The organism is Burkholderia sp. lig30 (assembly GCF_000687455.2).
In the GTDB taxonomy this organism is placed as follows: Bacteria; Pseudomonadota; Gammaproteobacteria; order Burkholderiales; family Burkholderiaceae; genus Burkholderia.
Genome location: NZ_JGVW01000058.1, coordinates 1 through 11842, shown reverse-complemented (window position 1 = coordinate 11842; position 11842 = coordinate 1). Strand labels below are relative to the sequence as shown.

The window sequence follows — 11842 nt, the reverse complement described above, 5'->3', positions numbered from 1 at the left end:
GCAAATTCCGCGCACCCAGCCCCTGTCGATCAACATCGCCGACCATACAAAACGCCACAACCCGTTGATTTATTTGAAATCCCGCCCTTCCCGAACATGACCTACACCCTCGCCGACACCTACACTCGGGAACTCGAAATCCGCAAGAGCCGCTTCATCGCGTTCGCGATCCCCGTCGAGGATCGCGAAGCGGCGATGCAGGCACTGCAACGACTGAGGGACGAGCATCCGACGGCGACCCACGTCTGCTGGGCGCTGCTCGCCGGCGGGCAATCCGGCATGTCGGACGACGGCGAGCCGTCCGGCACCGCCGGCCGGCCGATCCTCGAGGTGCTGCGCCATCACGACCTGGACGGCGTACTGGGTGCCGTCGTGCGCTACTACGGCGGCGTCAAGCTCGGCGCGGGCGGCCTCGTGCGCGCCTATACGGATGCGATCGCGTCCACGCTGCTGGTCGCCGAGCGCATCGAACGCATCCGGCAGGCGCGGCTCGCGATCGAAATCGGCTATCCGGACGAGGCGCGCGTGCGCCGCTGGATCGAACAGGCGGGTTACGAGCTAGTCGACAGCGCATACGGCATGACGGTCCGCCTCGTCATGCGCCTGCCCGAAACCGCGGTGGACGACGCACGCGCCGCGCTGTTCGACCTCGCGCAAGGCCGGGCCGGCTTTCCCGACGTGTCGTGATCCGCCCGCGGCCTGACGCACGCGCCGCCTTCTTTTTACAGGCGGCCATGAAACCGCCGGACTCACGGCCCGCATCGCCCGTCTGAAATCCGCCCAATGGGCGCCTCGCGTGAATCGCGAGCCGCGTCATTTTAGGATTAATCCGATAGCAAAACGATGGAACGCTCATTATTCTCATACCGGCCGCCGATTAATCCGTTAACGCGTCTTTAACCCGGTTAATCGGGACGGCTTTTCAGCAGAAGCGCACGATCCGCTCAAGCCGGGTCATGCGGCCCGCCACGCCTGGCCGCATGCCGATTCAAGCGTCGTCAATCGTCGAATTCAGCCACGGGGGCCCAGACGCATGCAGAACGTCCAGCAATTGCAAGCCCAGCTTGCGGACCTCGACAAGAGGATCAAGGAGGCTCGCCGGAGCGAGCGGAGCACCGCATTGGCGCAGGTGCGCCAGATGGTCACGAGCTATGCGCTGACCCCGCGGGAGATTTTCGGGCAAGGCTACAGCGACCGGGCCAAGCTCTTCACGGTCGGCCCGAAGTACAGAAATCCCGCCACCGGCGCAACCTGGAGCGGGCGCGGCCGCGTGCCGGGCTGGATCGTCGGGCGCGATCGCTCCGCGTTCCTGATCAAGGAATGACAGAGCCGCGCGTGGCACGGGCGCCGCCCTGCCACGCCGGCCGGCGCGCCGCGCTCAATAGATTTCGGGCACGATCATGCTGTCCGGCACGGGCCGGCGGATGTAGTCCGGATGATGCTCGCGCTTCGGCAGCTCGATCGACTCGCGCGGAACCTCGCAATACGGCACCTGGCTCAGCAGGTGGTGAATGCAGTTCAGGCGCGCCCGCTTCTTGTCGACCGCCTGCACGACCCACCACGGCGCCTCGGGAATATGCGTGCGCTGGAGCATTTCCTCCTTCGCCGCCGTGTAGGCTTCCCAGCGCCGCCGGCTTTCCAGATCCATCGGGCTCAGCTTCCACTGCTTCAGCGGGTCTTCGATGCGATTCTGGAAGCGGACCTCCTGTTCGGAATCGGTGATCGAAAACCAGTACTTCACGATCTGGATGCCGCTGCGCACCAGCATCTTCTCGAATTCCGGCACCGAACGGAAAAACTCCTCGTATTCGTCGTCGCTGCAGAAGTTCATCACGCGCTCGACACCCGCGCGGTTGTACCAGCTGCGATCGAACAGCACGATCTCGCCGCCCGCCGGCAGGTGCGCGACATAGCGCTGGAAATACCATTGCGTGCGTTCGCGGTTGTTCGGCGCGGGCAGCGCGGCGACACGGCACACGCGCGGATTCAGGCGCTGCGTGATGCGCTTGATTGCGCCGCCCTTGCCTGCCGCGTCGCGCCCTTCGAAGATCACGATCAGCCGGTGGCCGGTGCTGACCACCCAGTCCTGCAGCTTGACCAGTTCCCCCTGCAGATGAAACAGCTCGCGGAAGTAGCTCTTGCGTGCCTCGCGGCGCTCCGGCGAAAACAGCAAGTCGTCGTCGGACTCGAAACGGCGGTCGTCCAGTTCCATTTCGAGTTCCTCGTCGTACGCATCGACGAGATCCTCTTCGAGGCGGCGCTGGCGCTCTTCCAGCGATTCCTGATCGAAACGGGTGTCGTTGTCGCCCATGGGGCCTCCTTCAATGGCGCAGCGAAATGAGGGCATTATCGCAGGGATGCGCGTCAGATTGATGAAAACGGCATCGAGCGGGTTTCGATGGATCAACGTCTCCGGTATTTCGCCTTGTTATTGAATGAGTCCTGTCCTCGCTCCTTTTCGCACGCATTAATCCATTAATCCGGTCGCGATGGCGACCCTGCCATCGCAAAAATGTTTCGCCCCGTCATTCGGAATGCGCGTGAACGCGGAGGCAATCAGCGCGGTGCGCCGTTCGCACATGCTCTCTCAATAAAATACGCCGCGCGCGACGAATGGGGGAAAACGCGGCGGCAACGGCCATCACGAAAAAGTGCGCGAACAATTCGCCCACGGCCTGCGGGTATTCTGCGAAGATAGCGCCCCTTCGTTTTTCGCAGCATACCCGTCTTTCCGTATGGCATCGCATCACGCACATCACGCGACCGGCTTCGCAGCCGGCCTGATCGCAGCCGGCATCGTCGCGCAGTCCGGCGCGGCCGGCCCCTGGCTCGCGGGCAGCTTCGCCGCGTTCGCCGCCGGCGTCGCGGGTGGCACCGCGCCCGACTGGCTCGAAATCGCATGGTGGCGCCGCAGGCGGCGTCTGTGGATCACCCATCGCACGTTGACACACTGGGGGATCGGCTGGCTCGCGCTGCTCGCGGTGTCGTACCGCGCCCTCACCGATCCGGCTCATATACTCTGGCCCGCACCGCTGTTCGGCTTCGCCTGCGGCGGCCTGATGCACCTGCTTGCCGACTGGCCGAATCCGCTCGGCGTACCGTGGATCTGGCGGCGCCATTCGCTCAATCTGTGGAAAAGCGGTCGCTGCGACCTGCTCGTCGTCGCCGCCGCGTGGGCGGGCGCGCTCTGGCTGACGCAATCGACCTGGGCGCATGCGCCGCTGCTGCGCGAGTTGCTCGCGTGGCGGCCTACCGCGTAGCCGTCCCGGCGCGCGGCCCGGCACGCGCCCCGTCCGTCTGGCACACTTGCGATTCAGGCACGCCGCGTTCGCGCCGCATGCACGCTCCCTCATTCGCCGCTCCAATGGACGTCACCGCCACCCGCCCCGCCGCCCGCGCGCTCGACGTGTTCCATCCGGCCGTCGCCGCGTGGTTCCGGCGCACGTTCGCCGCGCCGACCGACGCGCAGGCGCTCGCGTGGCCGCACATCGAGGCGGGCCGCTCGACGCTCGTCGCCGCGCCGACCGGTTCCGGCAAGACGCTCACCGCGTTCCTGTGCGCGATCGACGCACTGGTGCGCGACGCGCTCGCGCACGACGGCACGCTGCCGGACGCGACGCTGGTCGTGTACGTGTCGCCGCTCAAGGCGCTGTCGAACGACATCCACGTGAACCTCGACGCGCCGCTCGCCGGCATCAGCGAATCGCTCGCGCAGCTCGGCCTGCCGGTGCCCGGCATCCGCACCGCGGTCCGCACCGGCGACACCACCCAAGCAGAGCGCGCCGCGCTGCGCAAGCGCGCGCCGCATATCCTCGTGACGACGCCCGAGTCGCTGTATGTGCTGCTGTCGTCCACGTCGGGACGCAAGATGCTGTCGGACGTGCGCACCGTGATCGTCGACGAAATCCATGCGCTCGCGAACAGCAAGCGCGGCAGCCATCTCGCGCTGTCGCTCGAACGGCTCGACGCGCTGACCGGGCGCGCGCTGCCGCGCATCGGCCTGTCCGCGACACAAAAGCCGATCGACGCGGTCGCGCGCTTTCTCGTCGGCAACGATGGAACCGCGCCGCGCGACTGCGCGATCGTCGATACCGGCCATGCGCGCGAGCGCGATCTCGCGCTGGAACTGCCGCGCGTGCCGCTCGAACCGGTCATGGCGACCGACGTGTGGGAGCAGGTGTACGACCGCATCGCCGAGCTGGCGGCCGTTCACCGAACGACGCTCGTGTTCGTCAACACGCGCCGCACCGCCGAGCGCACCGCGCGCCATCTCGCCGATCGGCTCGGCCGGGACGCGATCGCCGCCCATCACGGCAGCCTCGCGAAAGAACATCGCTTCGACGCCGAGCAGCGCCTGAAGCGCGGCGAGCTGAAGCTGCTCGTCGCGACGGCGTCGCTGGAACTGGGCATCGACATCGGCGACGTCGATCTGGTCTGCCAGGTCGGCTCGCCGCGCGGCATCGCGCCATTCCTGCAGCGGGTCGGCCGCTCGGGCCACCAGGTCGGCGGCGTGCCGAAGGGTCGGCTGTTTCCGCTGTCGCGCGACGAGCTGGTCGAATGCGCGGCGCTGCTCGATTGCGTGCGGCACGGCGAGCTGGACACGCTGCGGATTCCCGTCGCGCCGCTCGACGTGCTCGCCCAGCAGATCGTCGCCGAGGTCGCCTGCGCCGAGTGGAACGAGGACGCGCTGTTCCGCTGCTTCACCCGCGCGGCGCCCTATGCGGGGCTGCCGCGCGCGCGCTTCGACGACGTGATGCGGATGCTCGCCGAAGGTTTCAGCGGTCGGCGCGGCGTGCGGGCCGCCTACCTGCATCGCGATCTCGTCGGCGGCACGGTGCGCGGGCGGCGCAATGCGATGATGACCGCGACCACCTCGGGCGGCACGATTCCCGATACCGCGGATTACGCGGTCGTGCTCGAGCCGCAGGGCATCCAGGTCGGCACGGTCAACGAGGACTTCGCGGTCGAGAGCCTGGCCGGCGACGTGTTCCAGCTCGGCAACCAGTCGTACCGGATCGTGCGCATCGAAACGGGCCGCGTGCGCGTCGAGGACGCGCAGGGCCAGCCGCCCAACATCCCGTTCTGGTTCGGCGAGGCGCCGGGCCGCAGCGACGAGCTGTCCGTCGCGGTCGGCCGGCTGCGCGCGCGCATCGACGCGCTGCTCGCGCAGGGCGACGCGCAGGCGGCGAGCAGCCCCGCGCCGGGCGGTGCGGCGGAACCGGCGAGCCGCCTCGGCCCCGCGCTGAGCTGGCTCGTCGACACGCTGCGGCTGTCGCCCGAGGCGGCGCGCCAGATCGTCGACTATCTCGCGCGCGCCCGCGCGGCGCTCGGCGTGCTGCCGACGCAGGATACGCTGGTGATGGAACGCTTCTTCGACGAATCGGGCGGCACGCAGCTCGTGATCCACGCGCCGTTCGGCAGCCGCATCAACCGCGCGTGGGGGCTCGCGCTGCGCAAGCGCTTCTGCCGCACGTTCGACTTCGAATTGCAGGCCGCCGCGACCGACGACGCGATCATCCTGTCGCTGTCGCTCGCGCACAGTTTCCCGCTCGACGAAGTCTGGCGCTATCTGCGCGCGGCGAGCGCCGAACACGTGCTGATCCAGGCGCTGCTCGACGCGCCGCTGTTCGCGGTGCGCTGGCGCTGGAACGCGACGACGGCGCTCGCGCTGCCGCGCTACACCGGCGGCAGGAAGACCGCGCCGCAATTGCAGCGGATGAAGAGCGAGGACCTGCTCGCGACCGTGTTCCCGGATCAGGTCGCGTGCCTCGAGAACATCGTCGGCGAGCGCGAGATTCCCGATCACCCGCTCGTCGCGCAGACGCTCGACGACTGCCTGCACGACGCGATGGACACCGACGGCTGGCTCGCGCTGCTGCGGCGCATCGAGGCGGGCGCGATCGAGCTGGTCGCGCGCGACCTGCCCGCGCCGTCGCCGCTCGCGGCGGAAATCCTCAACGCGAAACCGTACGCATTCCTCGACGGCGCACCGCTCGAGGAGCGCCGCACGCAGGCGGTGCTCGCGCGCCGCTGGAGCGATCCGGAATCCGCCGACGACCTCGGCGCGCTCGATGCCGGCGCGATCGACGCGGTGCGCGACGAAGCGTGGCCGCTCGTGCGCGACGCCGACGAGATGCACGAAGCGCTGCTCACGCTCGCGTGTATCGGCGACGACGAGGCGCGCGCGCACGACGGCTGGACGGCATGGCTCGCCGAACTGGCCGGCCGCCGCCGCGCGACGCGGCTGGCGACCCCGGGCGGCGCGGCGCTGTGGGTGCCGGTCGAGCGGCTCGTGTGCATGCGGGCGCTGCACCCCGACGCCCGCTGCGCGCCGCCGCTGAAAGTGCCGGCCGCCTGCGCCGATCCGTGGGCCGCGGACGCCGCGCTCGTCGACGTGATCCGCGCGCGGCTGACCGGCTTCGGCCCGCTGTCGGTCGAGGCGGTCGCGCAGCCGCTCGGCGTGCCCGTCGCGGCGGCGGCCGCCGCGCTCGCGGCGCTCGAACGCGAGGGCTACGTGATGCGCGGGCGCTTCACGCTCGGCACCCGCGTCGACGAATGGTGCGAGCGGCACCTGCTCGCGCGCATTCACCGCTACACCGTCAAGCGGCTGCGCCGCGAGATCGAGCCGGTCGAGCGGGCGGACTTCATGCGCTTCCTGCTCCACTGGCAGCACTTGACGCCGGACACGCGCGGCACGGGCCGCGACGCGCTCGCGGCGGTCGTCGGGCAGCTCGAAGGCTTCGAGGCGGCGGCGGGCGCCTGGGAAGACACGCTGTTGCCCGCGCGGCTCACCGACTACACGGCGGGCGGGCTCGACGAGCTGTGCCGCTCGGGCAAGCTCGCGTGGACGCGCATCAGCGCGCCGGCGCGCGCGGCGGGCACGCCGGTCAAGACAACGCCGATCGTGCTGCTGCCGCGCCGCGATCTCAGCGCGTGGCAGGCGCTGCGCGACCCGGCCGCGCAACCGGCACTGTCGGCGCGCGCGGCGCAACTGCGCAATGCGCTCGCCACGCACGGCGCGATGTTCTTCGACGCGCTGCTCGACGAGCTGCACGTGCTGCCGGTCGAGCTCGAACAGGCGCTCGGCGAACTGGTGTCGGCCGGCCTCGTGAACGCCGACAGCTTCGCCGGGCTGCGTGCGCTGCTGCGTCCCGCCGTGAAGCGCAGCGCCGCCCATGCGCCGCGCACGCGGCGCGGCGGCGCGCTGATCGGCGGGATGGACGACGCGGGCCGCTGGGCGCTCGTGCAGCGGCCGGTGGCCGAAACCCAGAGCAACACGCCGAAGCGCTCGCCGGCCGCGACCGATCCCGGCACGCTCGAACATGTCGCGTGGACGCTGCTGCGGCGGTATGGCGTCGTGTTCTGGCGCCTGCTCGAACGGGAAGCCGACTGGCTGCCGAGCTGGCGCGAACTGGTGCGCGTGCTGCAGCGGCTCGAAGCGCGCGGCGAGATTCGCGGCGGGCGCTTCGTCGCCGGGCTGGCGGGCGAACAGTTCGCGCTGCCCGAGGCGATTCCGGTCTTGCGCGAATTGCGCCGGCAGCCGGGCGACGGCCAGTTCGTCTGCGTGAGCGGCGCCGACCCGCTGAACCTCGCCGGCACGCTGCTGCCCGGCGACAAGGTGCCCGCGCTGGCCGGCAACCGCGTGCTGTTTCGCGACGGCGTGCCGGTCGCGTCGCTGGTCGCCGGACAATTCCACTACGCGGCCGAACTGCCGCCCGCCGTGCGGGAAGACGCACGCGTGAGGCTGGCGCGGCACTACTGACGCGACGACGGGGCCTGCGCGCCGCTACTCGACGCTCCGGATCGGAACTCGGAACTCGGTGCTCGGTGCTCGGTGCTCGGTGCTCGGTGCTCGGTGCTCGGTGCTCGGTGCTCGGTGCTCGGTGCTCGGTGCTCGGGAATCCAGAATCGCGCATCGGCACTCGGAACACCGCACTCCGCACTCCGCACTCCGCACACTACTCGCACGGCGTCTCCGTCGCACGCGGGCCGCGCCGCCGAACCACACGACGCCCCCCGCCAAAACGCACGCGCGCAATCTCCCGCACCGCGTCGATCAGCGTGCGCGCGACGGGCGACGGCTGCGCGTCGGTGCGCAGGATCAGCCCGACCGGTTCGTCGGTGCCTGCGGCCGGCAGCGGCACCCGAGCGAGCGTGCCGGCCGCGAGATCGTATTCGGCCGCATAGAGCGGCACGAACCAGACCGCATCGTTCTCCAGCGCGAGCGCACGCGCGACCGACACCGACAGCACCTCGACGAACGAATCGAGCGGCGGCGCGCCGCACGCACCCAGCAGCTGCTCCGCCGACTGGCGAATCAGCGTGCCGTACGGCGGCAGCACCACCGGATAGCGGGCCAGCTCGGCGGCCGGCGCGTCGCTCGCGAGCAGCGGATGGCCGGCTCGCACGACGGCGACGAGTGGCTCGGCATACAGTTGCTCGAACGACAGGCCGACCATCCTTTCCGGCTCGGACAACCGGCCGATCGCGCATTCGATCGCGCCCGATTTCAGGCGTTCGAGCAGCTCGGTGTTCGCGGCGGTCGCGATCCTGACGACGACGCGCGGCCAGCGCGCGGCCAGCGCCTTCATCACCGCGGGCGCGAGCGACGCCGCGACGGTCGGCAGCATGCCGATTTCGAGCGTCGCCGCCGCGCCGCCGCCCTCGCGCGACAGCAGCCCGACGCCCTGCCGCAGCGCCAGCACGCAGGCGCTCGCATGCGGCATGAAGAGCTGCCCTTCGCGGGTCGGCTGCGCGCCCTGGCGGCCGCGCTCGAACAGCTTGACGCCGAGGATATCCTCCAGCTCGGCGATCGTCTTCGACACGGCGGGCTGCGTGATCGACAGGCTATCGGCCGCCTTCTGCACCGTGCCGAACTGCGCGACCGCCAGAAAGCACTGCAGATGCCGGAACTTCACACGGCCGTCGGGAATGCGGGGTTGCATAACGGAAAGTTATATTTTTTGCGGGAAAACACCATTTTGCATAACTTCCCGGATTCGTTAAAGCCCTTTGCACGGGGGCTGCGAACGTCTCGTCCGGTCGGCCGACGAACCGCTGCTTCCGGCGCCAACCGCAGGCGTCTTTGAGTGACAATTGTTGTGGCAATTTTCGACAAAAAGCCTAGCCGTCAACTGTCATGGATTGGAACGCTGCCCCGGCGGTGTATCCGCCCTACCCGCGCTCGCGGGTGCGCCGCGGCTTCGGCGTAGGTGTGGGAGCCAGTTATCGGCCATGGCGGCAGATCCGACGGTCCGGTAATAGAGGGACGGCATCCTACGTCCACGGGGTAAAAATTGATCGGACCTGTCAGCTACTCAGCGAGAAGGAAACCACTTATTTGTATCTGACGGAACGACAGCCTGCTGTCGTCGTTGCACTCGATCGCCTGCGCGAGGCCGAGCGCCGGCTTCAGGATCGTGGAGCGCGGCGAGATAGCGCCAGGCGCAATGCGCCATGCGGGCCGCTGAAGCCCGCACGCCCATCCGAAGCCCCCGGACATTGATATCAATAGAGTCCGCCTCGACAATAAGAAATTTCAATGACCGGCAATCGTTTGCGTTTAAAGCCGCCCCCCAAAAGCTGTTAATGTCGCGCCCCACGCTGCCGTAAAGAATACATTCGCCTTACTCGAATGCACGCAAGCACCGCTCTGCCCGCGCGCTCAGTACCGAGCCGCGAGACTCGCGAGACCTCTGATAAGTGCCATGGACAAACAGTTTCATTTCATCTCGGGACTTCCGCGCGCCGGCTCGACGCTGCTCGCCGCGCTGCTGCGGCAGAATCCGCGCTTCCACGCGGCGATGTCGGGGCCGCTGGCCGGACTGTTCGCATCGCTGCTCGGCGAAATGAGCGGACGCAACGAGTACTCGGTATTCATCAGCGACTCGCAGCGGCACCGCATGCTGCGCGGGCTGTTCGACCAGTACTACGGATCCGAAATCACCGCGCCGGTGGTGTTCGACACCAACCGTAGCTGGTGCCTGCGGCTGGCCGCGCTCGGCCAACTGTTCCCGAACTGCCGCGTGATCGCGTGCGTGCGCGACATTCACTGGATTCTCGACAGCTTCGAGCGGCTCGTGCAGCGCAACGCGTTCACGCCGTCGTCGATTTTCAGTCATACGACCAGCGGCTCGGTTTATACGCGCTCTGGCGGACTCGCCGGGTCCGACGGCATGGTCGGCGCAGCCTACGACGCTCTGCGTCAGGCGTTCTATGGCGACGACGCGCATCGCCTGATGCTGGTGCAGTACGACACGCTCGTCAGTGATCCGCAGCGCGTGCTGACGGCCATCTACGACTTCATCGGCGAAGCGCCGTTCCAGCACGACTTCGACAACGTCAGTTACGACGCGAGCGAATTCGACGCGCGCGTGAACACACCTGGCCTGCATCAGGTGCACCGGACAGTCGCGCCGCGCACCCGCGACACAATCCTGCCGCCCGACCTCGCGATGCGCTTCGCGAACGATTCGTTCTGGCGGAACCCGCAACTCAACACACGCGGGGTGCGGATCGTCTGATTACCGGGATTCGCAACACGTCGAAGGCTCAGGCACGGGCCCGATGCAACACCGCACGCCGAGCGGATTCCGGGCACGGTGGGCAGCAATGGCGGCGCCGGTTGCAATGACCGTGCACCGAGGCGCTCGCTCCGGCATAACACGTAGTCAAGTCATCAAAAAAAAGAAAAGGGGTAAAGATGAATCTGGTCTATCGCATCGTCTGGAATGCGAGTCTCGGCATGTTCCAGGCCGTATCGGAACTCGCACGGGCGAACGGCTCGAACGCCACATCGCAACGCAGCGCGCGACGCGCGGCGGCCCGGTCCGTCCGGGTGACCGCCGTCGCAGCAGTGGTCACGTTCGGCGTCGCTGCGATAGTGCCGGCCACCGGCTGGGCTTCGACGGCGGACGGTGCAGGCGGCAGCGGCAGCGTGGGCGGCGGGTATAGCGGCGGCAATGGCGGCAACGGCAGCGCGAACGCAGATGGTAGCGGCGCGGCCGGGGCCGCAGGCAGCGGCGGCGGCGCTGGCGGCAGCGGCGGCGCAGTCGGTAAGACCGTGACATCCAGCACCAGCACAACAGGGAACGTCGCCGGGGCTAACGGTGGCCTTGGGGCCTCGGGCGGCTACTATACCGGTGGCGGCGGCGGTGGCGGTGCCGGCGCGGTCGTCAGCAACGCGGGAACGCAACTGAGCAATACCTTTACGATCAGCGGCGGCAACGGCGGGTCGGGTGCCAGCTCCAGTCAATACGGCAGTGGTGGCGGTGGTGGCGGCGGCGCCGGCATCATCCTCAACGGCACTACCACGCGCTTGGGCAACTATGGCACCGTCAAGGGCGGCGCGGGCGGTAATGGCGGCACCGGCCCGTACCCGGGCGCGGGCGGTAATGGCGGCACCGGTGTTCTCGTCGGGGGTGCCGGCGTGACCATCGTCAATACTGGCACCATCTCCGGTGGCACGGGGGTAGTCGGCGGCTCGGGTCTGGTGGTCAATTCCGGAGCATCGGCCAATACGATCACCAACAGCAATATCATCTCGAGTAGTCGAACCGCCGTCGTGAACAACGGCTCGATCACGAATCTGACAAACTCGCTCGGCGGGCAGATCAACGGCGCGACGGCCATCTCCAACACGGGCACGATCGGCACACTCAGCACTCAAGGCCTCGTGACGGGCACGTCGACCGGCGTATCCAACAGCGGGTCGATCACGCTGCTGACCAACCTCCTCGGCGGCACGATCAGCGGCGGGACCCATGGCGTGCTGAACACCGGCACGATCGCCTCGATCAGCAATGCCGGAGCGATCACCGGTGGCATCGACAATAGCGGCAGC

General features: G+C 68.5%; 8 protein-coding genes. 6 read left to right on the top strand and 2 right to left on the bottom strand.

Going from position 1 to position 11842, the window contains the following annotated elements:
- Positions 1-96 precede the first annotated feature (96 nt).
- Both LIG30_RS06955 and LIG30_RS06950 read left to right on the top strand, forming a co-directional pair.
- Positions 97-687, top strand: a complete 591-nt coding sequence (locus LIG30_RS06955) for an IMPACT family protein (RefSeq protein WP_038710796.1) — start codon at positions 97-99, stop codon at positions 685-687.
- A 346-nt stretch (positions 688-1033) separates the two neighbouring features.
- Positions 1034-1324 (top strand): H-NS histone family protein, encoded by a 291-nt coding sequence (locus LIG30_RS06950; protein ID WP_038710794.1) that lies wholly within the window; start codon positions 1034-1036, stop codon positions 1322-1324.
- Between the two features lie 54 nt (positions 1325-1378).
- On the opposite strand, the gene ppk2 is transcribed toward LIG30_RS06950, so the two are convergent.
- Complete coding sequence (ppk2, locus tag LIG30_RS06945) at positions 1379-2311, bottom strand: polyphosphate kinase 2 (protein WP_038710793.1); 933 nt, start codon at positions 2309-2311, stop codon at positions 1379-1381.
- A 424-nt stretch (positions 2312-2735) separates the two neighbouring features.
- Between ppk2 and LIG30_RS06940 the strand changes: the two genes are divergently transcribed.
- Entirely contained in the window at positions 2736-3260 is a 525-nt protein-coding gene (locus LIG30_RS06940; RefSeq protein WP_038710792.1) for a metal-dependent hydrolase, read from the top strand.
- A 104-nt stretch (positions 3261-3364) separates the two neighbouring features.
- Entirely contained in the window at positions 3365-7762 is a 4398-nt protein-coding gene (locus tag LIG30_RS06935) for a DEAD/DEAH box helicase (protein ID WP_038710790.1), read from the top strand.
- Between the two features lie 196 nt (positions 7763-7958).
- Here the strand turns inward: LIG30_RS06935 and pcaQ are convergent, their stop codons facing one another.
- Positions 7959-8945, bottom strand: a complete 987-nt coding sequence (pcaQ, locus tag LIG30_RS06930) for a pca operon transcription factor PcaQ (protein WP_038710789.1) — start codon at positions 8943-8945, stop codon at positions 7959-7961.
- A 762-nt stretch (positions 8946-9707) separates the two neighbouring features.
- Here pcaQ and LIG30_RS06920 point away from each other — a divergent pair.
- Entirely contained in the window at positions 9708-10523 is an 816-nt protein-coding gene (locus tag LIG30_RS06920; protein ID WP_038710786.1) for a sulfotransferase family protein, read from the top strand.
- 179 nt (positions 10524-10702) lie between these two features.
- Positions 10703-11842, top strand: a 1140-nt coding sequence (locus LIG30_RS26070) for an ESPR domain-containing protein (RefSeq protein WP_038710785.1), incomplete at its 3' end; no start/stop codon positions are given.